We start from the raw sequence: 22,830 nt of genomic DNA, 5'->3' as shown, positions 1-22,830 counted from the left end.
TTTAATAGTCGGTTTGGCGATTATTGATTTTATCCTGCATTTTTCTAAAAGAGATGATGTCACGATAGCGTTTGGTCTTGATATTAATTTGTGAAACCATTTCCTTAGACTCGCGCTCTTTTTCTTTTAAAATCTCAGCACGTTCGGAGTCGGTCATTTTTAGATAATCATTGGATAGGATTTCCTGAATAAAATCTGCAGTATCCAATGAGCTGTCCAAAAGATTTGTAAAGGATGCCGTAATATTCTCTATTTCGTTGACCTTGATGTAAGGGGAGTTGAGAATACTGGCGAGTTCATTTTGAACAAGATTAAAGAGTTGCTGATTGTTTTGGGCTATTTCTTGAACAGCCCTTAATTGTTGTACCGCACCCGTTACTTTTTCTAGGTTTTCCTTTTGCTGTTTTAAGAATTCTACGGTCTTTAACAGTTGGGAGGTCTGTTTGGCAGATTCGATAAGGGACTTTGCCAAACTTATAAAATTAGTGTTGTCGTAGACGGGCATTCCTTGTGCCTTCATGTTTAAGCTAAACAGTAATGCTATTGCAAGCATCACAATTTTTGTTTTAGCGACGTTCATTCTCTTCGTGAACGCTCCTTTGGTTTGTTTTGATAATGTCATAGTATTAGGTTTTTGATGTGAATTCAATAATTGCTTTTTGCATATCTTGATGCTGCTCGTAAAGCTTCATAATGTTCTCGTTTTCTTTTCCATCGGTCAAATAGGCCGCATAGACTTCCTTGGGGACTTCGAGCCTAAAAATGTTACTGTCCTTGCCAATCTTGATGAACATTTCAGTATACTTTCTAGGCCCGGAAAGATTGTTTTTTATGGATTTTAGTTGATTCAAGTCGTGACTGGATAGATGGAGTCGTTTCACCAGTTCATCATAGCCCTTTTCATTGTTGAGGCTATAAATGACCTGAGTATTTTCAAGAATACTGGCAGAAGTTGAATTATTTGGGAGTTGATTAATGGATTGCAGAATAATGCCAATAGCGCCATTTTGTTTTCGAATGGCCTGATAATAAAACTCAACGCTTTCCAAAACGTTATCAAACTTCAATTGTTTGGCAAACTCATCAAATAGAATGATGCCCCTTTCAGCACGATTTTTCCAAATGGTTCTTTGGATAGCTGACTTAATCAGCTTCAACATAACAGATAAGATTTCCTTATTGTCCTTGACTTCATCGAGTTCAAAGACAATCAAGCGCTTGTCCTCAATTTTATAGGTTTGGTCTTCATTGACTTCAAAAAGAAAGCTATATAGACCATCGCCGACATATTCAGACATCACGTGCAGAAAATTCGTGACATCGAAATAGTCGGGATGGATTTTAAGGATGTCAAGTAGCGTATCCTGATGCTTTTCAATAAAGGTATAGAACCCCGCTAATGAGTAGTTTTCTGAAGCGCTATCATAATAATGGCGCAATATTTTTTTGACGGAAACCGACTGGGCTTTTGTTACTTTTAGGTCAGAGGCAAACAATTCAAAAAGAAATACAGATAAATCCTCTAGACGCTCAGGGGTCAAATCGGTTACGTTACTAATGAAGAATGGATTGATCCCCAAATTTTTTCCGCTTTCATATCGGAGTACGGTGTACTTTTCTGGATAAAGCTTGGCAAACTTGGTATAGGATCCACCAAGGTCGATGATGACCAGTCGAACACCATTTTCAAAATATTGGCGTAAAATGTTATTGGCCAAAAAGGACTTTCCTTCGCCAGTGGGAGCAAAAATGGCAAAGTTCCTGGCCTTGATGCGTTTCTTGCCTTCATCCCATACATCTTTTATAACCGGGATGTTATAGACCCTGTCATTGAAAATGATGCCACTAGGGTCCGATTTATAATTACCATTATTGATGAATAGGCAAAGGGCATGTTTTAAATCGGTGACATAGAGATCTGTATTTGAGAAATTTGAAGCGAAGCAGCAATAACTGTTTAGAATATAATTTTTCCGTTCCTCACCTCTTGGATAGTAAGGGATGATATCCAGTTCCTTAAATTCAGTCTTGATTTTTGAGGTGATCTTGTCCAAGTCCTTGGCTTCCTTTGTCCAATAGATGATATTCAAGTGCCCTCGCACAATACGGGCATTGTCATCTGCATTGATTTGGTTGAGGATGTGCTCAATTTTTGCAAGTACCACTTTGTTTTGAGAACCAAAATTGGAGCTTTTGTTCAGTTCCTCGACCTTCTTATCCAGTAGCTTGCGCCACTTTTGCTTGTCATCCAAATAAAGGATTTGATTGACAATATGGTTCTCGTTTAGCGTAAGCCCTAATCCATCAATAAACCCTTGATGAAATACAAAATCGTCAGATGTGAATTTCTCGTTGGTTTTGCTACTCTGTACACTCTCGCCAAAGCACAGTTCGCTATTGATGGCTAGGGCATCAAAATGATTTTCGCCAATGGTAATGTCTTTCTTTTCCAATAATATATCGGTATCAAACCCTTCGTTGAATCCATTGAAATAGCTACTGGTAAGTTGACGGATCTCCTCTGGCGCCATCGGAATAAAAGCCATCTTTCTACTGTTGTTGATAAAGGATACAGAATCGCTAACAGCGTTTACAAAGATCTTGATCGTGTCATCCAACTCTTGGACCATCCCTTTTGAGATGTTACGAAAGGGATTGATGTATTTGGCATTGTTAAGTGCTTTGTTCTTGGTTAAAATAAAGAACAGATAACTACTATGCTCAAGATGTTTGCGTCCCTTAAAATGGTCGTGGGTAGCCTTTTCCAAAAAAGTATGATTGGGCAGTGCTTCAGAGGAATAGGATGTTTTGCGATAAATGTCCTGTTTATGAACGACCGTGCCTACGGGTAATGATTTTAAAGCTTGAAACCAAGCGCTGTGCATATCCTCAAAGTCTTTTTCGGACAAGGAGTAGATCTCTGGTAGATGCCCTTTGTAACAGAGCACGACATTGCCATTATTGGCAAAGACCGTATGATCTTGAATATCTGCAATGGGTGTGGAGACCGAAAGGTTAATCTTCTTCATAGTGAAGTCCAGAGTTTTGTTTATTACTGATAATTTTTGGAAAAGGAGTTGCTATTTGAAATAGTTGCGGGTTATTCGTAATTCGAGTCAATACGATATAAAGGATGGCATTGCAAATAAATACACCGATGACTGTTCCAAAACTGAACGAGAAAATGATAATCAATAAGGATGCGAGTATGGCCACCATCATGATGGCAAATAGGGAAATAGGCAGTCCAAAAATGACCGCCTTTTTCCTGATGTTTTTATAGACTTCAAATGTTTTCATCATTAGACTACAATTCCAATGAGGTACGTGAATATCCCAACAACGGCGCCTGCAATGAGTACAAAGACCAGTACCCTGGTAATTCCCTTTTTGAGATCTGCATTCTCTCCAAAGAAATGTCCGGCATTAAAGAGAAAGCCAATTAAAAAGATGACACCCAAAATGATGGGGAAGATGCTTCTTATGGTATCAGAGACATCGTTAACGGAATCTTCAATACCTCCAATTTGAGCGAATAAAGAGCTTGAAGCAAATAATAGGAGCGTTGTGGAATAAATTGATTTTTTCATAACGGAACAGTTTAAGATTTTGTGTTGTTTTCGTTATTTTAAATTTACATATATTTGATTATAAATAATTTAAAATCAAATAATTGTGAATAAAATATTATTTAAAATTAATTGAATACTGTTGCCATTATTTGATATCAAATACTATGAATTTTAAAAAGGAAGTTGTTAATAACCTGAAAACTAAAAATGAAAAAAGTACTCAAAGACGTCAGTTTTGTGATTTTACTTTTAAAAATGTGCGTCTTTTTTGGTCAAGAAATGAATACTGAAAAAAGAATTGTAATTGACGTTGGTCACGGTGGAAAAGATGCCGGTGCAATAGGTGTAAACGGCATTCAAGAAAAGGATGTGGTATTGAATATTGCCATGGAAATTTTAAGGCGTAATGAAAAGTCGGAAGCTCCGTTTGATATTTACTTGACCCGTTATAGCGACACGCTTATTTCATTATCGGATAGGACTAAATTGGCCAAGATTCTGAATGCTGATTTATTCATTTCCTTGCACTGTAATCATTCTCATAATCCGAATGCAAGAGGGATTGAGATGTACGTTGGCGAAACTCACTCTGAATATTCAAAGAAGTCTGTTTGGATTGCATATCAATTACAGAACCAGTTTAAAAAGAAATTAGGGTTTGAAATTAGGGGTGTGAAGTTTGCGAATTTTCAGGTGTTGCGGTCAACGGTTAATTATTGTCCCTCGGTGCTTTTGGAACTGGGGTTCTTAAGTAATGAGGATGAAAGTACTTATTACAATAGCCCAAATAGCTTTCATTCTTTAGCTTTGATAGTATTCGAATGTATAAATGAAATAATAGGAAGTGAAAGATTTGGGAACTGAAGTTATGGATGTGACTCATAGCATCCTATTTATATGAATAGAGGGATTTTATAAGGAAGTAAAATGTATAAAAAACATTAATAGTTGACAGTAATAACTTATAAAGCTCTGCTAAATTGATGAATCATGTTATCTGGGAAAGCTTATGTGACAACATAACTATCGAATTCATATCTTTTAAATTTGCCAGTCCCAAGAGCTGTTTGACATCATTGCTAATTATTTCATAAATAAGGCGATAAAGAAATTTAAGAGGGAATTGATGTTTTGGCAAAGTCACGGAATCCGTTTAATAAAGTTTAAGGATCTTGTTTTAAGTTTCAATCGATTCTCATAGGTTTTGTTTTTTTACATAATAGAGTAATAGCCTACAGAAATACTGTTGGTTTCAAATTTAGTTACACCAATTTAAAAAATAATGTACCGTGCTATTTAACTTGAATTTAGGTTAGGGCATAAAAATAAAGTATTGAGAATTTTTTCGTTTTTGAGCGAGTTGATCCGCTAGATTAAGTTGCTGCCATTTTTATCGTTTTTTTCTTTCTAAAATATTTCTTTTCAAAAGTTGGTGAAACACTTATTTTTCGAACTGAAGATAGAATGGAAGTAAAATATATTTGGAATTATATTTTACTAAAAATTCTGTTTTCTAAAGTGTTTATGTAATTGATTACTAGTTTAAAAAGCATATATTTATACTCCCCCACATTCTAAAATATATATTACTAAATCCATTAGTACTCGGATATCTTTGTTTGATGAAATTGAAATATTGAGTATACTTAAGTAATATTCGCAGAAAACTAGAGTCAAGTAAAAAGTGATTCTCAATTTGTTTCTGGATAACCAAATGATATAAAAAATCTATTCGGACTCAATTAAATATCATTAAAATATAACCATATTCGATTAGAACTAATAAAACTCTAATGTAAACCTACTAAAACTTTGAGGATTGCAAGTTTGAAATATTGTATAAGACAACTAATTAAACAATTATAAGATTATGAAAATTAAAATCGCTACCAATATGTCTAGTTTATATTTAGAGGTACTAGGAATCTATTTAGATAAAGCAGTAAAACACATGGATTTGGGAGAAGGTACTTTGTCTTATCCAATTGCACTTGATAAATTTGTGGTTAATACCGCTGATGCCATTCCAGAAATCATAATTGGTACTGACAAGTACATTACATTAACACTGGAGTGCAGCAATAATGAGGAAAAGAATTATGAGCCCATATTACATTATTGTAAAGGATCTGATTTGACTAAAGCTTCAGAACAATTAATAAATTGGAGTGATATCTTCAAACTCGCTAATAAGGGATCTGAGCCTGATGACAAAATTACTATTTCACCAGATGGGTTTTTGTATTTAAAATCAGACGAAACTAATAAAAACTGTACTATCGAATTGAAATCAGAAGCACCTTGGTTTGAGCGCTATATAGGTTACAGTGCTATATTATCTCTAAGTATGGAAATAGCAGAAGATGGACGAAAAAAACGCTTGTATTTTATTCTAGATCCGTTAATGAAAGTTAGCTCTAATCAAAGCAAGTAATGTGTATATAGCAATTCATTGGCGTGCATTAAATCCGTGTTTGTATAAAAAGTGTATGTGGGTTTTTGTTATATATCTAGGTTGTGTTTTTGGTGCAATTGCACAATCACAGCAAAAGGTAGATAGTCTCATATCTATTTTAGAAACTAAAACTATTACACAAAAGGAAAAAGCTAGACTTTTAAGCAAAGTTGCCTATAATCATCCTAAACCAGCAAAGTCACTTGAGTATGCGAACGCATCTTTAGAAATTGCCTTGGATTTAGACGATGTAGAACTACAAGCAGAGGCATGGGAAGAGTTAAGCCATGTTGAACGATTATTGGGGAATAATCCAAAATCGTTTGAAGCAACGTTTAAGGCATTGCGCATATATCAAAAACTCAATTTGAAAAAAAGACAGGCGGCGTCTTATGTGCAGCTCGGAGTTAACTATGTTAATGATAAGGATTATGCATCTGCAATCATTAATTTGAGTAAGGCCTGCGATATCTATAAGGCTAATGGCAACATAACTAATTACGCAATAACTTTAGTTAACTTGGGTGAAGCTTATAGGTTATCTGGCGCTTTGGAATCGGCTACGGTAAGCTTTAACGAAGTTCTCAATATCAATTCTACTCTAAATAATGATATGATTCTAGCATATGCCTTAGGGAATTTGGGTATGGTTTATGCGACGAAAGGCAAGACTCTCGAAGCTAAACAAAGATTGAAATCTGCTATAGAAATTTTAATGGTTTTGGGTGACCCTTATTCTCTATCAATTTTTTTGGCGGAAATGGGCAAAATATATAAAAGAGAAGGCCAATTAATTAATGCAGAAAGGAATTTTATAGAGGCTCTGGAATTGGCCAAAAGTAATGGCTTGAAAGAGCAAATAAAAGATATTAGTGCAATATTATCTACATTTTATGAAGATCAGGAAAACTATAAAAAAGCCTTAGACTATAAGAATGTATATCAAAAATACCAGGATAGTCTTATCAATAAAGCTAATATTCAGAAAATTGAACAGATTAAAGCGAGTTATGAAATTGGATTACGTGAAACTGAGATTTATAAACTTAATGAAATTAGTGAAAACAGAAAAACACTAACGATAGGACTCGTTATTGGTATTTTGCTTTTAGGGCTGTTTCTCAATCTATTATCAAGAGCTAATAAGAATTTAAAAGAGCAAAAGGCAATAATCAGTTTAAGGGAAAAAGAAAAAGCACTATTGTTAAGTGAGCTAAATCATCGTGTTAAGAATAATCTCCAAATGATGTCAAGTTTATTAAATCTTCAGAGCCGCGAGCTTACGGGTCACCCAGCACAAGAAGCCTTATTAACAGGAAAAAATAGAATAGAAGTACTATCCCTAGTACATAAAAAGCTTTATAAAGAAGGCGCAGAAACAAAAGTTTTTTTGAGAGACTATTTAGAAGAACTTGTACTTGGTCTTTTCTATGGTTATGATATATCTTTTAACCCAGAAATTAACATGGATAATACCAGTATTTCCATAGATAAAGCAGTACCACTTGCATTGATTATTAATGAACTTGTAGTTAATTCTCTAAAACATGCCTATAAGGATATAAAAAATCCTAATTTAAAAATACAGATCAAAGAAGTAAACGATAAGTTGGAAATAGATATTAGTGATAATGGTATTGGTTTCACAGAAAAAGAAGGGGGAAAGAAAAATTCATTTGGTATTAAACTTATAACCTCTTTAGTTAATCAATTAGATGGTAGTATTATTAAACTGCATTCTCAAAGTACACATTGGAAAATAATAGTAAAAAATGCTTAGATTTTATAAAAAAAGATAAGATGTATCATAGTACCACTAAGGTGAAAATACTAATTGTAGAAGATGAAATTTTATTGGCAACCGATATTGCTTATAACCTTGGTGACAATAACTATGACATTGTAGGTATAGCAGATACTGCAAAAAAAGCATTAGAAATTTTGGCTCGCAACAAAGATACTGATATGGTATTAATTGATATTATGCTAAAAGGAGAGTTTGATGGTATAGAGCTCGCACGATTTATAAACGATAAGTATAGTATTCCCTTTCTTTTTTTAACATCTCATGCAGACAACTATATTTTTGAAAGAGCAAAAAGTGTGAAGCCTCATGCATACTTACTTAAACCATTTAACAAACGTCAGGTCTATTTAGCAATAGAACTTGCTTTGAAGAATTTTTCTAATAAAGTTACAGAAAATGAGATTCTAGCTAAAAAACAGTTTAATACATCAGAAAATCATGTACTAAGTATAAAGGAAAGCTTATTTCTTAAAAAGAACAATCATTTCGAGCGTGTACATCTACAAGAAATCCTTTTTTTAAAAGCTGACAGTAATTATTGCACAATTTACACCAAAACAGATCATTTTATCTATTCAGTCGGACTAAATAAAATTGAAGAGCAGCTTCCAGTAACTGCTTTTATGCGTGTGCACAGAAGTTATGTCGTTAACATTAATTCGGTGAGTGGTTTTGAAGGTAATATGCTTTACATTTTGGATAATAAAATACCAGTTAGTAAATCACGCAAAGAGGAAGTCTTTAAACTTTTTAGAACTATATAAATATACACCACTTTATTTCTACATTTCATAATTAAGTACTTACTCATCAATTTTAGTTGTTTACTAAAATAATCTGCCCATTCACTCATCTATTTTCTTTTAAAGATTTTGTTTTATCAAATTTGAGAAACGAAATTTAAATAAAGAGTTATGCCTAATTCAATCTACATGTTTAATTCCAATGGCTATTTACAAGGAGCTCCAATATCATTATCTAAAGCGCAAATTGAAGATCATTTAATTGTTGTAACATGGATTTCAGACGTAGCAAAAGGTATAATGAAACAGAATTCTACAACAAAATCCAATGATGCATTATTATCTGCAATTTCTGATTATAGTAAATTTATTACTATAGAAAATAACAATGAAGCAACATCTTCTGTAAATAGTCATAAAGGAAAGATAAATATCTCTGACTATTTAAAAGATGAAATGTTTGCTAATATTGATAATAACTTCAAACTAATTTTTCAGTCTTTATTTGATGTCTTGAAAGAAGGTGCTAATAATAACTCTAGCTTTATTTTAGACTGGTGGAACTCTCTTGAGAGGCAAAATAATGCGCTTATAATAAATTTAGGAATCGCAAACCTAACCAGTGATGGGGGAATTAAATTCTCAATTCTTACAGCCAAAATAAACCAGCATATATCAAGTGGTTTTGATTTTTTCAATCCTTTAGATTTTAAAAAATCCATAGAGATTTCTACATTATTTCTCACTTGTAACTATCTCATTTCAGAATTTGAAACCAACAAGTCAGATATCGTTAGTCAATTAATGAAATCGAAAATAAATCTTCCTAAAGTAATAACAACATAAGAGTCAATATTAACAATTAAACAATTATAAAATGGAAAAATTAAAACCAAAAGTTTACGGTATTACAGGTAATGGCTCTTTAGCTATTGGGTCGCCAAATTTGACAAAAGATCAAGTAGATGCGCACGGACATTTAATTGCTTGGGTGCAAGATGTGGCAGAAGGTATTGTAAAGCAAGATCCAGAAACATGGGGAGATCCATCAAATTGGGAAGCTGAAATGAAATCTCAAGGGTGGTTTGATGCATGGGTTAATGGTGTAGTAAACTATACCAAGTTTGTTACTATAAAAAGTGACCAAAATGCTTCATCATCTAAACATTCTAGTAAAGGTTCTGTAAAAATTGGAGAATTACTAGATGCGGCAATTAAAATTTATTTCGGTGTAGAGGCTTTAGCAACTTATGAAACCATGAACGATCTGTTGGGCAATCCAAGCGTTGATGTTACTAATTTCATGAATTTCTGGTGGTCACATGTTAAGAAAACGAAAACAAACACAGGTGTTAAATTTGGTCCAGCAATTCCAGTTGACGGAGGTGATGCCGTAGAGTTTACGGCTATATTTTACTCCGTAACAGAATCTGTTGATGATTGGAGAGCTCTATTTATTGAATCAGTTAATGAAGATGTTGATATATTTACTGTTGGGTTAACATTTCAGTACTCTAACGACGACTGGAAAAAGTTTGGTCCGGAAATCATGAAGCAATTATCACCGGACATTAAAAAAAGTATTCATAATGCACCATTAGGAGGTTAGTCAAGTCTATGAGTGTATTTTAAATAGTCTTAAACACTGGATGGTTTTTCTATTGCGAACTCAATCCAGTGTTGCTTTATTTTTCTACGCTCAAATATATTTTTAATTAATTACTCAAATACAATTGAATTTTAAAAAATAATCTAAAAATTATGAGTGTAAGAGTTACAGATAAAGATATTGTCCTTTTGGGACACGGTAGCTATTCAGGAGGTCTGCAAAACACAGAACTTCCAAAAAACATTGACCTTTATATTTTGCCACCTGTCGGCTATACATTGAAAACGGATGTAGCGGAAGCGTTAATTGAACAAAGGCTAATAAATAAGTTAGAGTTGCATCATAGAGATGGAGATAATACTATTATAGATACTCCTATGGCAGTATACCAAGGTGGAAGTAATGCGCCTGATTTGAAGCTCTATGATTTAGGAAGTCTATCGGAATGGGGACGAACTACTATTGGAAGAAAAAAGAATGTTGTAACCGTAAATAGACCGACATTTTTGTCTCAATTAATTAAGGATGATCCAAAAATTAAAGAAGATCTGAGGCAACTGCCCAACGGTGAAAAATTAAAATTGTATTGGTCGGCATGTGCAGCTCAGATAAGTGGTAATAGTGCGAGCTTGATGTAAATATGTTCAGTAAACTTTATTTAGTTTATGGTTTAATTTAAATATCTAGTTTTTATAAACACTTATTAAAAGAAGGGTGGTCGATGATTACTTTTTAGTCATACCTAAATCTTAAGAAGAATCATGATGTTTTCCTTGGTTTCTTAAAGTTTTGGCAACACAATAGGGAAATGAGCGTCCATATTTTATGAGGGTTAGTAATTTGATTTCTTCAGAGTTTTGATTATAGAAAGTATTTCAAAGTAATCTTAACGAGCTACAATATTTTCTGATATAGAGGATTAGCCGTTAATTATTTCTAAAATTTACGAGGTATTGAACTTTTGTTTCTTTTATTTCAAGACAAAAGAAAATGAAACACACAAAAGTGAAAAATTAGAGTTCTGTAATTACTAGGTACATTGAATTTTTCTTAAAATTTATAGTCTTTTGGCAATCAGTGAGAATCTGTTAAAAATTTTTATTGTGCACATTTTATTTCTAATGCCATTTTAAATAGGAGTAAAATGTTCGCTTTTATTCTGTTGTTGGAAAGCGCTGATAATCGTGTATAAAATAAATTACCACGGTAATTCGATTTTATAAAACAAACGAAAATTTGGAGGCTATTTCACATAAATATAAATTATAGTTTACAATGGCGTATTTTCTTGTTTGCTGAAATACTATATATGACAGGTATAAAACTCATTATTAGAAATCTTTGCGACGGAGATTAAAAAGGGCTAGCGGATCCTTTATAACTTATCTTAATTATTATGCATTTGGGGAAGATTTGATGGTTGCATTCTTCAGGAAATGAAATCTATGAATTGGAACTTTTCATAAATTGAAATAAGTCTGAATCCATGCTACTTCCGCTTATCCCCAGCCCCCTTATCAAAAGCAATCAAATTAAACAGCTCCCGCATTCGACTACGGACACGATTGCCATAGCGTTCCTCTAATTCTTCAGCAATTAAGTTTGTTGTGACGTGTGTTTTAATTTTGTGCTTTGTTTGTTGGTACAACTCGTATCTTGATAAAAGTACTTCGCCCATCACGTTTAAATCCTTTCCGTAAAATCTGCCGGCAGGCTCTACGCCCAAATCGTCAAAACAGTAGAATTTGGTATTGCCATATGCTTCAACAGTTTTAAATCCCAGATGATTAAAACTGAAGGTTACATTTCGACACGGTATGATCTCGTATGGCCTTTGAAGCGGTACGATGTGGCGAAGCAATTTCATCATACTGGTTTTGCCACAGCCTACAGGACCAGAAAGTAAAATGCCTTTGTCAATATCAATTCCATAGGATTTACAGGTATCTCTGTCCTTGATGAAATAGGAACACAGCATTAATAGAATCTCTCTGTCTTCATCGTGAATCCTGAATTTTTTTCCGAAGAGTAACTTCCCCTTGGCATTTAGATAGATCAAGATTTTCGAAAAATCATAGAGAACGTTTTTGCCATCAAATTCTCCAAGCGAATACGCCACACCACCTTCGGTGATTTTAGAGGGGTTGTCCATAGTCTTTGTTTTTAGTGGTTCGCAAGTTGTCCTTGATTTGGGACGCTTGTTTTTTATTTGATTTATTTTCCTCATTAAAAAGTTCCGTTCTGTCCATCCAGTTTATGGCAACTGAGCGCCAATCTCGAATCTCTTTTCCATCGCTTGTCTGCCAGTTACGAGTTTGGTAATGCTCAAAGAATTTTTTGGCTTCATCGGCATTAAAACCTTTTTCTTCAAAAAAAATAAAAACAGCCTGCCAGCCCTTTGGCTTTTTTATAGAGTTTACTTGTTTGTGATTGTTTATAGTAGATCCCAAAGTAAGTCCTGTGGTGGGATGGTACTGTCCCTCGACTTGTTCTAATATGGGACGGTACTGTCCCTTTACTGGGTCATTTTTGGGACGGTACCGTTCCGCTAGCTGTTCTAATGTGGGACTGTACTGTCCCGTATCGGGCTCAGCTGTTGTAAAAAGTACAGCCATTTTGATCTTACTTCCTTTATAAGGGCTATTGGATGGAAAATAGGAAAGATAGCCCCAAGAATGAAGATCGGTCACACATCTATGGTAGTTAGATTTCGAACCAATTTTTGAGGCCAACATCAAATCCCTTCGATTTACATTAAATTCATCTGCAAAGCGGCTGCTGTTCCATTCTTGGAATAGTGCCATATACAAACTGATATGTGTGGGATTCAAACGGTCATCAAAATAGAACTTTTCAAAAGCCGCATTAAGTAGCTTTATATAATTCATGGATTAGGGGTTTTGGACGTGCTGTACACGATTGGCTTCCATCACATTTTGAATTTCTTGGGTGTCATAGTAAATAATGCCACCCACTTTGGTGTAAGGCAATGTACCATTGATCCGAAGGTTTTGTAAGGTGCCGGGACTTACTTGAAGCATATCCATGACCTCTGAAGATTTCAGGTATTTTTTAATCGTTCCGCTTGCTTGTTGGGCTAAAAGTTTCTTAATGTCATCGAGTAATTCCATTTTGAATTCCCGAAGATCGTCTGTAGTAATAATACTTGTTGGCATAATAAAATGGTTTTAATAGTAAGGGACCATCTTGTAGCTGTCAACTATTTTGATAGCCCCTGACATGATTTGACTTTCGTTCTACAAAATTGCTGCGATTTGGTGGTAAAGCTTCAATAGTGCCTCTAGAGGTGGGGGAATTTTTTGAATTTTGGAACGGACTTAAGAATGATGGTAATACGCTGAATTTATTCAGGAATTGAAGCTGTTTTTGGTCGATAAAACACAAATAAACGGATTCCCAATAGCATCCAGAGGTGGGCTTAGACATCAGAGTCCTCAAGTCGATTTTGAAGTTGTTGTTTGAGCTCGTCCAGAAATTTAGTTGGATTTGATTTTCGGGCCCTAATTTCAACGAAGGTATGATAGAAATTACCGAGTTTGATATGAAAGACCTGTTCAAAAAGGGATGCTATTTTCTTTAGCTCCACAACACTATTATTAAAAACACCAGCGCTATGAAGCGCATAGATCAATTCAATTAAATCTGTTTTACTTGAGGTCCATTTTAGGTTAGAAGAAATGGCTTTCAATGGGTAGTCTTGGTCTGCTTTTTTTTTGATCTTCAATTTTTTGATTTCCTTTTGCAAATAGCTAATGACCATATCGTGGGCCATTATTGTGGCTACAGAGGTGTCTTGGCAGGTAGAGAATTGATCGTCAACAAAGGCATTAATAGACGCTATAGGTAGGCGCAAGTTAGATTGCCCACGTGTAAAATACACATCGTCTAAAAGAGTAGATCCCCGTCGATAATAATGGTAAAACTCCAGATTATCATTAAAATACATTTGAAGTCTGGTAATATGGGTGTTAAAGTATTTGATCTGGTGCTTAGCTGTATTGCGAGGCCTTCTACTTTCAATATTGAAAATTTTAATGTAATAGATCAGTCTGCAAAGGAGCTGGGGCTTCGTATGCTTAAAAAACCGGATTTCCTCAAGTCTGGAGTTGAATCCTTGTCTAATCACCTTTTTTCTTAGCTTCTTGATGAAGACTTCTGTTTTTGAAATGCCATTTTCAGCTTTTTTTAAAATATCATCATTCCTAGACTCTATAACGTCTAAGTTGCTTTCAAATCGCGATATTAATTTTTGGTACTTCATACCTGTTGGGGCGGTGTATTCTAGTCATATTTACTGTCCCTCTAGAATTCCCAGCAATTCCAAGGCAAAATTGTCTGAGGTTTGAATAAAGGCAAACTTCTCTTCAACGGTTGCTCCTAGCTTCTTTTTTTCAAAGGATGCCGTGATTCCAAAATTGATTTGCTTGCACTCTAATGCTTTAGCTCGTTTAATGGTTTGATATAATAATTGTCGATAGGTACCATAAATTTCTAAGTACTCGTAATCCAGTCCAACTAAAGACGGAATGTAGGTTTGATTCACGTTTCTGTAACAAAACATAACGCCTATGATCTTGTCATCTTTTGGGGACTTTATCAGGATGAATTCCCAGTCCTTGTGTTCAGACATGTTTTTAAACAGTTGTATGGGATAGGGAAAAGTGTTTAATCCTAAATTATTGTTTCTAACGTGATCATAAAGTTCATGCACCCGTTGCAATGCATTGACTGATAAATGGTCTACGATGTCAACTTGTATCAAATCGGTATGGGCCAAGATATCCTTTCGTAAATGTCTTCTATTTCTCGAGGAAAGTTGATTACAGTAGTCTTCAAGACTCTCATTAGGTTTTAATTCGACCATGCAGGCCTCTGGCATTCGTATTTTTACAAAGCCCTGACCGTGAAAAAAGGCTTCCAGAAAGTGATCCTTGGGGAAATCACGAAGAACCGACATTTCTGTTTTGATGTTACTCTCAATATGTTCCAGGTTTTTTAGAAGAATGTGCAGTGCTTCTTTATGGAAATCATGCTGTGCATCGATATATAAATGCTGTCCTTCTGTAAACAGGCATCCCGTACTTAACACCATGCTGGTCATATAATAAGGGTCGTTGACGCGCTCTGCTTCAACAGCCTTAGAAGCTGTGACATTGGCTAACATATCATCTTTCCAAAGACTTGCAGATAAGAATGTCGCTAAAACCGGGTGATCCTTCTTATCGGTAATTACAATGTACCAAAAACGCCAGTTATGTTCTTTTAGCGGGTTATTGCGGAATGTTTGTTCTAAAAACCGTAGACCTTCCCAATCATGAAGTCCTTGCCCACCAATGGTCGTGTTCCACAAATCCTGATCAATATTTTCGATGGAGTTTTCAATCTGAATGGAAAGTGCGTCTGAGGCTGTCGTTTCTTTAGGTTTTGCGTTGCCCATCCTAAAGGCATGACGCACTCGGGATAGGTCGGAATTGGTCTCCTCTAGTGCTTTAGGTAAATGGTATGCCATCGCTTCAACCAATCCCTTGATGTCTTCAAGCTGATTATGTCTAGAAATGGTAATTCTAACGCCTGTATTTTTAACGGGCACTGCAGGAAATAGTCCGAGGTTGGTATAATAGCCCTCTTTCATCAACCGATTGACAAAACTATAGCCTGTTTGGGGCATACCAGTACCTATAAAGAACACTGGGGAGTCGTTATGATCAATTAATGGAAGGTCGGTTTGGTTAATGACCGTTTTGAAATACTGGATCCGCTTTTTCAAGTCCTCTTGTAATTGATAGATCTCTGGTGTCAAATGAATTTCAGCAGAGGCAGTTGCGGCAGCTACAGAAGCGGGCTCTAATTGTGCGGAAAAGGTGAGTGGGCCACCAAAGGTCTTGATCTCACGATACATTTTTTTATTGGAGCAGACCAGCACAGAACCACTCGCCCCAAATGTCTTGCTCAAGGTTCCAAACAAAAGCATGTTTTCAGATAGCTCTTCGAGCTCACTCATTACATACCCAGCGTCATTTTTTCCAATCCAACTCATCCCGTGTACGTCATCAAAATACAGGTGCAGTTGGGGGTATTTTAAGCTAAGTGTTTTTAATGCTTTAATGGGAGCATAATCACCATACATGGAATAGATCCCATCTGCCATGTACCAGATTCTTTTTCTACTGTTGGAGTAAGATTTGATTTTATCCTCAAGCATGTTCAAATCGTTATGCCTGATCATATCAATGGGCACGCTCCTGGACTTTAACATCTTTGCGGCGCTCTGCACGCTCCAATGTACTTGGTGGTCCAAAATGATGGCATCCTGATCCTTCACCGCGCTTGGGATAACGCCAATATGACCAAGGGTACTATTTTTGGTAATGACCACTGGATGGTTAAAGATGGCTGATACGCGTTCTTCTAGTTTTTGATACAAGGGATTGGATATATAAGACTTTGACAGGGGAAATTGAGTGCCATAATGCTCTATGGCATGTATCGCCGCTTTCTTTAGCCTGGGGTCTTGTTCTAGGCCTAAATATCCAGTGGTTCCAAAATGGAATAAGCTTCTTTTGTTAATGCCTATTTTTCTTCCAGAAAAGCTATCGCCATCGGCATATAAATGCAATACGCCTTGATTAATTGCATCGGTAAATATATCATTTACAGAGTCTAAAAAGTTGTTGGGTTTGATCTTTGCCATGTCTTAAAAATTTTGGTGATATAATTTAATGGGTTTTGAATGATAATGAGTTCATTTGATAAACCATAATCCTTTTTAGTCAAGTCTTAATCCTTAGCGGACAAGTATTAATCCATATTTACAAAGCTTAAAGCTGTTAGAGGTAATTTTTATATTGATTATTTAGTAATTTTAATCTTATAACCAGTTTTCAATTCATATGCAAAAAACTGAACATAATGAGTATGCTACCTATGACGTTTTGGAAGGGGTATTGCACATCACCTATGCCGATGATGTCATTCTTGATCTGCCTGCAGCTGTTCAAATCGTTAAAGACCGTCTTAACATACAACAGGGAAGGTTGATGCCTGTGTTATGTGACATCAGGCGAATAAAATCCATTAATAAAGCTGCTCGAGATTACCTCTCGATTGAGGGCTCAACGTTGGTAAAGGCGGTAGCGTTTATTGCGGAATCCCCTGTATCTAAAATGTTATCGGAATTTTATCTAAAAACCAGTAGGCCTCCAATTCCAACAGAATCATTTACAAATATTAAGAAAGCCTTGTTGTTTTTGGATACTTATAAATAAGATCATATCTATAAACGTTAGTCATTTGAAAAAAAATAAATTTATGTAATGGAAGTGGATGTGGCCCGTAGAATGAAAATTATCAATACGATGTTGTTGGAAATGGCATCGGGCAATTTTCATTTCCGTATTGAACGTTCTGAACGTAATGATAATTTGGAGGCGCTGATCGTTACATTGAATATGTTGGCCGAGGAAATTCAAGAAGCAATGATACATCAGGGCTATGCCAATACGAACGGAGTGGTGGTTGATCTGGTCCAAATGAGTTTTTTGCTGGATCATAATGGACTTGTAGAAATGTGTAATCAGCAAACCTGCACCATTTTGTCAAGATTATATGACGACACGATCGGGAAACCGTTTCATTCATTTCTCTCTAGTGACTCCGCTTCAGATTGGATATCGGCTATGCGTAAGAAAGGTAAAAAGCAGCTTCAGGATTTTTCCTTGGATTTAAAATTTAAATCAAGCCACGACCTGATCATTCCAAAGACAGCTTATATTTCTAAATTTCATCAAGGAAAAAACGGAAAAGGAAAAGTATTGATCACGGTAATCCATCATTCAAACTCCCAGAAAGAATTGGATGATACCCTAAAGTTGAAAGTGATAACGGCAGAAGATTCAGACTCAGAGGTAACCTCTCCAAAAACAAAAATCCGATTGAGCTTTGAGGATATTCGTAAGATTCGGGAAGGTCACGACATTATGGTCAATAACCTTGATAAGGATTTTCCGCCACTGAGAGAGTTTGCGCATCAATTGGGAACCAATGAGTTTAAATTGAAATACGGATTCAAGGAACTATATGGTACTAGTGTACATCGTTTTTTAATGCAAGAGCGCATGCGTAAGTCGCAAATGATGATTCAGTACACAGACTTGCCCATAAAATCCATTGCGTTGATGAATGGTTTTAAGAGCATGCCGCATTTCTCTAGAGCCTTTAAAAAACGATATGGCTATTCTCCCAGCCAATTGCGCAAAAATGCATTATCCGATGAATAGGAAATCGTATGCTTCATAGGATTAAGCTCCATTTAATCCTTATTGGTCAATAGTTTAAGGTTCTAAATACATTATAAGTACCGAACTTTATCATATCAAAACAAATGATATGAAATTGTCCAAATCTTTACCGTCTTATATACTGTCTATATCAAAAAACCTATTCATAGTGTTATTTGTGTATGCGGCGATGAGTAAGTTTTTTGACTTTCATACCTTTCAAGTACAGCTAGGTCAGTCCCCAATATTTACGGCATTTGCTGATGTTGTATCTTGGAGTATTCCGTTGACGGAATTGATAATTGCCAGCCTTTTCTTGGTGCCTAAATATGTTCCTTTGGCATTTTATGCTAGTTTTTCTCTAATGACCATGTTTACGGTTTACATCATTCTGATTCTGAATTTCAGTGATTTTATTCCCTGTTCTTGCGGTGGTGTCTTGGAAAATTTAAGCTGGACAGATCATATTATTTTTAATTCGGCCTTCATTGTTATAGCAATATTAGGGATATACGCTTATAACGCGCAAAACCAGGTAAAATCTGAAACGTTATGACATCAAAAAATAGCCTTACGTTGTTGGTTCTGGCGCTTGTTAGTACAGGTATCGTTGTTATCTTATTTCTGCTTTCTGAGAAAGAGATACATCGCAATAATGCATTCGTAAGGAGATATCCCCACCATCCAGTCAACAAGGTTTATGATCTCCCCATTACATATAATTCCTATTACATATCGGGGCGTCATCATCACAAGCTGTATTTGGGAAACAGTACAGCGCCCTTACATCTTTTAGAGGTCAATCTCAAAACTAAAGATACACAGCATATTAGCATAACTTTGGAGCCTAAGCATTTGAGGTTTCACAATCTTCAAGTGCAATTGCAGTACCCTTACTTTTTTGTTTCAGACGGGACAACGCCCTGTATATTTCGTGGACTCATGGAAGATTGGAAAGCGAAGCTTTGGACGGAAGACCTCGCTTACTTTGATAAGTCCATTCCATTGGATAGTAATACGATGGTGATCAGTACCATAGATAGTAAATCTCAAACAACAACTCTAGGGAGAATTTTCCAAAAGAATACAGGGGAGATGAGGGTAACGCTCCGTGATAGCATTCTTGAAAAACAAATTGATGGGGTTTTTGATGTGGATGGTATCATGACGGCAACTCCAAATGGTAAAACGCTGAGCTATGTCTATTTCTATCGCAATCAATTCATAATTATGGACTCCCAATTAGCAATAGTCCACCGGCAACGTACGATAGATACCGTTCAAAATGCTCAATTGGATGTAGCGATATTGGGTAATAACTCAAAGCAAATTGCTGCACCAACGCTAACAGTCAATAAGATGGCTGCAATTAATCAAGACTTAATCTTTATAAACTCTACTAGAATAGGGAAGTATGAAGAAGCGCATATGCTCAAAGAAGCTGCTATTATTGATGTGTACAATTGGAAGAAAGCAACCTATGAATTCAGTTTCTACATCTATAATATCAACAGAGACCGTCTAAAAAACTTCACCGTCATTGATAATTACGTTGTAGGGCTTATTGGAAATACATTATCAGTTTATGAAATGGATCAAAATCAATTCAAAAGGGCATCCTTGGAATGAAAATTTCAAGTGAATATCAACTAAAAATTTCTACTGGCCAGTAGCGGGGGTAAGATTGAAAACCCGAGCAATAGAGTAGATCGTATTATTAATTTAAATTTTATTATTATGAAAATTCAAAAAATTAAAGCCTTGATTCCAGTATTGGCAATCGCTTTTGCTATGACTACAAGTGCTTTCACGGCAAGCGACAAAGTAAGTGCAGATAGCGATGCTGTCATGATCACAGGGTATACGGCGAATGACATCCCAGGACAGCCATGTGAGAAGCGGCAGAATCTTAACTGTTCTGTTACTGGAAGTGAAATTTGTACTGTTGAAGGAAAACAAGTGTACCAATTTCTAAACGGCACATCGTGTTTTAGTCCTTTAAAAAGAAACTAAAATTAGATGTTTAAAAAGTAAAGGCTGTTTTATAACAGCCTTTATGTTTTAGGGACAATTTGATCTAAACATAATTCAAGATAATATTTTAATTCTCTAGTCTTTGCCTCATCTAATTTCTGGGATAATGCTTGCTTGAGGGAATATAATTCAGAATTTAAAATCCGTTTGGATTGGGCTGTATAAAATCCATTATTTTCTCCAACTCTTATTTGAGAATAGGTTCTGTCTTGTTCAACAGCATCTATAATTAAATTTAAATAGCCAATTTGAAGTTCTTGTCGATGTCTATTTAAAGGCGCTTTCTCTCCAAGCATTTTATTAAAAATCCCTTTTGTCAATCTTGACATCAATAATGTGTTAAGGTCTTTATACTCACTTTTATCTTCCATGTTTTCAAGTCTTTTCATTCTGTAGGGACTAACTAACTCAGCTAATACCATCAATTGGTAATCCATTAATATATCCGTGTCTGTTGAATATTGAAATCTGGCAGTGAACTCTGGATGTGACAACCAATCGGGAACTTCAAAGGCATTGGCAATTAAAAAGTCCATCGCCTCAAGTTGAAGATGGGCAGGCACAGGCGCATAGACTGCACCTTTTTGCGATCCAGATTTATAGTGGATGGTATAGCCGCCAATTAAAGACAACACATGTTCCATCTCAAAATGCCATAATTCTAGAGTCTTTTTATAAAGCCTTTTTAAATTGCTATTGTCTTTTTGTTTGTAATTGATTTTTGGTAAAAGTTCAATAACTCTTTTTATGTTTTTCAAACCCAGTGCAGTACTCTCTATGGGATTGTCATTGTCTACCACCTCGTCAGTACTTGCTGGACCAATTGTGCCAAACTCAGCATTATGATAAGCGTACCAAGGTACCTCTTCCTGTAAGCGTACTAATTGTTCTAATTTTGATGGAACTTCAGTCATGGGGATATGGTCATAGGTTTGATAGCCCCATTGAATCTGGTAACGATCTGCAGGGCCTGCTTTTTGGATGAGCAAATCTGGCGGAATGTGGTCTTCAGGTTGCACTATATAATTATGTCTAGCATAGCTCATAATGCTTGGTGTATGTCCCATTTGATCTAACCATTCTATATCTCGCATTTTTTTAAAGGGGTAGGCATACTCACCATAATGAGCATCCTTTATCCCAAAGGCATGACCAGCCTCATGTGCAATTATAAATTGAATCAGTTCTCCCATGAGATCATCGGGAAAGGGATATTGCTGCGCCCGTGAATCTAGAGGGGCGCATCTCACCAAATACTCATCTGAAAGACTTTGAAAGGAACTGGCAAATATAATATCAGACTTTAAAATCTCTCCAGATCTAAAATCGACTATTTTCGTGACGGTGGAACCACTTTTAGCCGCACTACCTCTTATTCCAGAGTAATTTTTCCAACGTATCATAGAGTAGTTCATACTATTTGGATTCCAATTAGGATCATCAACTGGAGCGTCCTTTACCACTATAGCGTTTTTAAATCCTGCAGCCTCAAACGCGGGAAGCCATTCCATAATACCAGCCTTTATATAGGGTTTCCATTTATGAGGTGTAATGGAGTCAAAATAAAAGACAATGGGCTGTTTTGGTGTGCTCATCTCCTTTTCTTTATGGGTCTTCTCCAATCGCCATCTTGAAATATTGGCTTTAGGTGTTCGGGCGATACTATTCATGATATCGTAGGGGTCTTCACTTGAAAATCCCATCCTATGATCAAATAGACGCGGTTCCATCGGCTCGGGTAACAGATAAAAACTGAAACTCACCTCATTTGTAATGGGTTTATGGTCTAGCATTGAAGTCATTTGGGTGATGATAATGGTCTCATTATTTAAATGCTGTACCCCATCAACATAAGATAAATTGGCAATGACGGATGGAGGTGAACCAGTAGGCCATTGTAAATTAGTGTTTAAGATAAAATCTGTGATGTCAATTTTAAAATGATCTGTATTGTTTTGAGAATCAATTATGGGGAATCTACCAATGATGCTAGCTTTGTGACGGTAATTGTGGTGCAAGGGTATGGTGACCCCTGAAGAGGATTCTATTTGAGGAATCGTCAGGATTAAATGATCCTCGTGTGTTGTCCAAATGACCTGATGATATCCTACGTCATGCCGTACAAAAAGCATGGGCACATTAAGGTTATCTGGGCTGATGTTTAAGAGAAGTCTGTCATCTTCTAAATAAGCCTGCATATTTTTGTTAGCCTGCCCCCAAGAGAGGCAGGAGACTAACAAAATAATCAAATTAAAAAAAAGTCTAGATTTGAGTCTTAATAACATTAGGGAGTACGTATAAAAATTATACATG

The 22,830-nt window shown here is 35.7% G+C and carries 22 protein-coding genes; 12 read left to right on the top strand and 10 right to left on the bottom strand.

All coding sequences use genetic code 11. The annotated features are described in order from the left end of the window. Nucleotide 1 precedes the first annotated feature (1 nt). From P176_RS0101290 to P176_RS0101275, 4 genes are read right to left on the bottom strand one after another with little or no spacing between them, the layout of a single operon-like run. The gene (locus P176_RS0101290) at nt 2-622 is read right to left on the bottom strand and encodes a conjugal transfer protein (protein ID WP_197022128.1); all 621 of its coding nucleotides are present in this window, start codon (nt 620-622) and stop codon (nt 2-4) included. 4 nt (nt 623-626) lie between these two features. Continuing rightward, on the bottom strand, nt 627-3,029 hold the full coding sequence (locus P176_RS0101285) for a TraG family conjugative transposon ATPase (protein WP_026753000.1): 2,403 nt from the start codon (nt 3,027-3,029) through the stop codon (nt 627-629). Beyond that, a complete protein-coding gene (locus P176_RS0101280; RefSeq protein ID WP_026752999.1) occupies nt 3,016-3,300 on the bottom strand; it encodes a hypothetical protein in 285 nt (94 codons plus the stop codon). Before P176_RS0101280 ends, P176_RS0101285 begins: the two co-directional genes overlap by 14 nt. A 2-nt stretch (nt 3,301-3,302) precedes the next feature. After that, complete coding sequence (locus P176_RS0101275; protein ID WP_026752998.1) at nt 3,303-3,590, bottom strand: hypothetical protein; 288 nt, start codon at nt 3,588-3,590, stop codon at nt 3,303-3,305. A 189-nt stretch (nt 3,591-3,779) separates the two neighbouring features. Here P176_RS0101275 and P176_RS0101270 point away from each other — a divergent pair, with 189 nt between their 5' ends. The 7 genes from P176_RS0101270 (at nt 3,780) to P176_RS0101240 (ending at nt 10,824) form a co-directional block, all read left to right on the top strand. Continuing rightward, entirely contained in the window at nt 3,780-4,436 is a 657-nt protein-coding gene (locus tag P176_RS0101270) for an N-acetylmuramoyl-L-alanine amidase (RefSeq protein WP_026752997.1), read from the top strand. A 1,006-nt stretch (nt 4,437-5,442) separates the two neighbouring features. Continuing rightward, complete coding sequence (locus P176_RS0101265) at nt 5,443-6,006, top strand: hypothetical protein (RefSeq protein WP_026752996.1); 564 nt, start codon at nt 5,443-5,445, stop codon at nt 6,004-6,006. Between the two features lies 1 nt (nt 6,007). Further along, entirely contained in the window at nt 6,008-7,807 is a 1,800-nt protein-coding gene (locus P176_RS0101260) for a tetratricopeptide repeat protein (protein WP_231481151.1), read from the top strand. Further along, on the top strand, nt 7,780-8,598 hold the full coding sequence (locus tag P176_RS0101255) for a LytTR family transcriptional regulator DNA-binding domain-containing protein (RefSeq protein ID WP_231481149.1): 819 nt from the start codon (nt 7,780-7,782) through the stop codon (nt 8,596-8,598). Before P176_RS0101260 ends, P176_RS0101255 begins: the two co-directional genes overlap by 28 nt. A gap of 150 nt (nt 8,599-8,748) precedes the next feature. Then, nucleotides 8,749-9,423, top strand: coding sequence for a hypothetical protein (locus tag P176_RS0101250; RefSeq protein ID WP_026752993.1), 675 nt, complete (start codon nt 8,749-8,751; stop codon nt 9,421-9,423). 31 nt (nt 9,424-9,454) lie between these two features. After that, entirely contained in the window at nt 9,455-10,186 is a 732-nt protein-coding gene (locus P176_RS0101245; RefSeq protein ID WP_026752992.1) for a hypothetical protein, read from the top strand. Nucleotides 10,187-10,338: 152 nt separating this feature from the next. Next, nucleotides 10,339-10,824, top strand: coding sequence for a putative adhesin (locus P176_RS0101240; RefSeq protein ID WP_026752991.1), 486 nt, complete (start codon nt 10,339-10,341; stop codon nt 10,822-10,824). Nucleotides 10,825-11,675: 851 nt separating this feature from the next. Here P176_RS0101240 and P176_RS0101235 read toward each other — a convergent pair. From P176_RS0101235 to P176_RS0101215, 5 genes are all read right to left on the bottom strand, one after another. Continuing rightward, nucleotides 11,676-12,338, bottom strand: a complete 663-nt coding sequence (locus P176_RS0101235; protein WP_026752990.1) for an ATPase — start codon at nt 12,336-12,338, stop codon at nt 11,676-11,678. Next, complete coding sequence (locus P176_RS0101230) at nt 12,322-13,074, bottom strand: hypothetical protein (RefSeq protein WP_026752989.1); 753 nt, start codon at nt 13,072-13,074, stop codon at nt 12,322-12,324. Before P176_RS0101230 ends, P176_RS0101235 begins: the two co-directional genes overlap by 17 nt. A gap of 3 nt (nt 13,075-13,077) precedes the next feature. After that, entirely contained in the window at nt 13,078-13,362 is a 285-nt protein-coding gene (locus P176_RS0101225) for a helix-turn-helix domain-containing protein (RefSeq protein ID WP_026752988.1), read from the bottom strand. 263 nt (nt 13,363-13,625) lie between these two features. Then, on the bottom strand, nt 13,626-14,468 hold the full coding sequence (locus tag P176_RS0101220; RefSeq protein WP_037348612.1) for an RteC domain-containing protein: 843 nt from the start codon (nt 14,466-14,468) through the stop codon (nt 13,626-13,628). Between the two features lie 30 nt (nt 14,469-14,498). After that, the gene (locus P176_RS0101215; RefSeq protein WP_026752986.1) at nt 14,499-16,898 is read right to left on the bottom strand and encodes an aminotransferase class I/II-fold pyridoxal phosphate-dependent enzyme; all 2,400 of its coding nucleotides are present in this window, start codon (nt 16,896-16,898) and stop codon (nt 14,499-14,501) included. Between the two features lie 199 nt (nt 16,899-17,097). Between P176_RS0101215 and P176_RS0101210 the strand changes: the two genes are divergently transcribed. From P176_RS0101210 to P176_RS0101190, 5 genes are all read left to right on the top strand, one after another. After that, nucleotides 17,098-17,472 carry a hypothetical protein gene (locus P176_RS0101210; RefSeq protein WP_026752985.1) on the top strand — a complete coding sequence of 125 codons (375 nt, stop codon included), beginning with the start codon at nt 17,098-17,100 and terminating at the stop codon, nt 17,470-17,472. 48 nt (nt 17,473-17,520) lie between these two features. Continuing rightward, on the top strand, nt 17,521-18,483 hold the full coding sequence (locus tag P176_RS19870) for an AraC family transcriptional regulator (RefSeq protein WP_026752984.1): 963 nt from the start codon (nt 17,521-17,523) through the stop codon (nt 18,481-18,483). Between the two features lie 109 nt (nt 18,484-18,592). Beyond that, nucleotides 18,593-19,039 (top strand): MauE/DoxX family redox-associated membrane protein, encoded by a 447-nt coding sequence (locus tag P176_RS18780; protein ID WP_197022127.1) that lies wholly within the window; start codon nt 18,593-18,595, stop codon nt 19,037-19,039. After that, nucleotides 19,036-20,112 carry a hypothetical protein gene (locus P176_RS0101195; protein ID WP_026752983.1) on the top strand — a complete coding sequence of 359 codons (1,077 nt, stop codon included), beginning with the start codon at nt 19,036-19,038 and terminating at the stop codon, nt 20,110-20,112. Before P176_RS18780 ends, P176_RS0101195 begins: the two co-directional genes overlap by 4 nt. 108 nt (nt 20,113-20,220) lie before the next feature. Then, nucleotides 20,221-20,496 (top strand): DUF6520 family protein, encoded by a 276-nt coding sequence (locus tag P176_RS0101190; protein ID WP_026752982.1) that lies wholly within the window; start codon nt 20,221-20,223, stop codon nt 20,494-20,496. A gap of 41 nt (nt 20,497-20,537) precedes the next feature. On the opposite strand, the gene P176_RS0101185 is transcribed toward P176_RS0101190, so the two are convergent. Beyond that, on the bottom strand, nt 20,538-22,715 hold the full coding sequence (locus tag P176_RS0101185; protein ID WP_197022126.1) for a zinc-dependent metalloprotease: 2,178 nt from the start codon (nt 22,713-22,715) through the stop codon (nt 20,538-20,540). Nucleotides 22,716-22,830 lie beyond the last annotated feature (115 nt).

Origin of the sequence: Sediminibacter sp. Hel_I_10 (assembly GCF_000688335.1) — a bacterium.
Classification (GTDB): Bacteria; Bacteroidota; Bacteroidia; order Flavobacteriales; family Flavobacteriaceae; genus Psychroserpens.
Note: the sequence above shows the minus strand (reverse complement) of the source record. Positions and strands in the feature narration are given on the sequence as shown.

Bases quoted from the DNA above. Each gene is read 5' to 3' on its own strand.
- P176_RS0101190 (WP_026752982.1), top strand. From the start codon at position 20,221: ATGAAAATTCAAAAAATTAAAGCCTTGATTCCAGTATTGGCAATCGCT.
- P176_RS18780 (WP_197022127.1), top strand. From the start codon at position 18,593: ATGAAATTGTCCAAATCTTTACCGTCTTATATACTGTCTATATCAAAA.
- P176_RS0101235 (WP_026752990.1), bottom strand. From the start codon at position 12,338: ATGGACAACCCCTCTAAAATCACCGAAGGTGGTGTGGCGTATTCGCTT.
- P176_RS0101250 (WP_026752993.1), top strand. From the start codon at position 8,749: ATGCCTAATTCAATCTACATGTTTAATTCCAATGGCTATTTACAAGGA.
- P176_RS0101210 (WP_026752985.1), top strand. From the start codon at position 17,098: ATGCAAAAAACTGAACATAATGAGTATGCTACCTATGACGTTTTGGAA.
- P176_RS0101270 (WP_026752997.1), top strand. From the start codon at position 3,780: ATGAAAAAAGTACTCAAAGACGTCAGTTTTGTGATTTTACTTTTAAAA.
- P176_RS0101230 (WP_026752989.1), bottom strand. From the start codon at position 13,074: ATGAATTATATAAAGCTACTTAATGCGGCTTTTGAAAAGTTCTATTTT.
- P176_RS0101280 (WP_026752999.1), bottom strand. From the start codon at position 3,300: ATGAAAACATTTGAAGTCTATAAAAACATCAGGAAAAAGGCGGTCATT.
- P176_RS0101220 (WP_037348612.1), bottom strand. From the start codon at position 14,468: ATGAAGTACCAAAAATTAATATCGCGATTTGAAAGCAACTTAGACGTT.
- P176_RS0101245 (WP_026752992.1), top strand. From the start codon at position 9,455: ATGGAAAAATTAAAACCAAAAGTTTACGGTATTACAGGTAATGGCTCT.
- P176_RS0101265 (WP_026752996.1), top strand. From the start codon at position 5,443: ATGAAAATTAAAATCGCTACCAATATGTCTAGTTTATATTTAGAGGTA.
- P176_RS0101285 (WP_026753000.1), bottom strand. From the start codon at position 3,029: ATGAAGAAGATTAACCTTTCGGTCTCCACACCCATTGCAGATATTCAA.
- P176_RS0101225 (WP_026752988.1), bottom strand. From the start codon at position 13,362: ATGCCAACAAGTATTATTACTACAGACGATCTTCGGGAATTCAAAATG.
- P176_RS0101185 (WP_197022126.1), bottom strand. From the start codon at position 22,715: ATGCAGGCTTATTTAGAAGATGACAGACTTCTCTTAAACATCAGCCCA.
- P176_RS0101215 (WP_026752986.1), bottom strand. From the start codon at position 16,898: ATGGCAAAGATCAAACCCAACAACTTTTTAGACTCTGTAAATGATATA.
- P176_RS0101290 (WP_197022128.1), bottom strand. From the start codon at position 622: ATGACATTATCAAAACAAACCAAAGGAGCGTTCACGAAGAGAATGAAC.
- P176_RS19870 (WP_026752984.1), top strand. From the start codon at position 17,521: ATGGAAGTGGATGTGGCCCGTAGAATGAAAATTATCAATACGATGTTG.
- P176_RS0101195 (WP_026752983.1), top strand. From the start codon at position 19,036: ATGACATCAAAAAATAGCCTTACGTTGTTGGTTCTGGCGCTTGTTAGT.
- P176_RS0101275 (WP_026752998.1), bottom strand. From the start codon at position 3,590: ATGAAAAAATCAATTTATTCCACAACGCTCCTATTATTTGCTTCAAGC.
- P176_RS0101240 (WP_026752991.1), top strand. From the start codon at position 10,339: ATGAGTGTAAGAGTTACAGATAAAGATATTGTCCTTTTGGGACACGGT.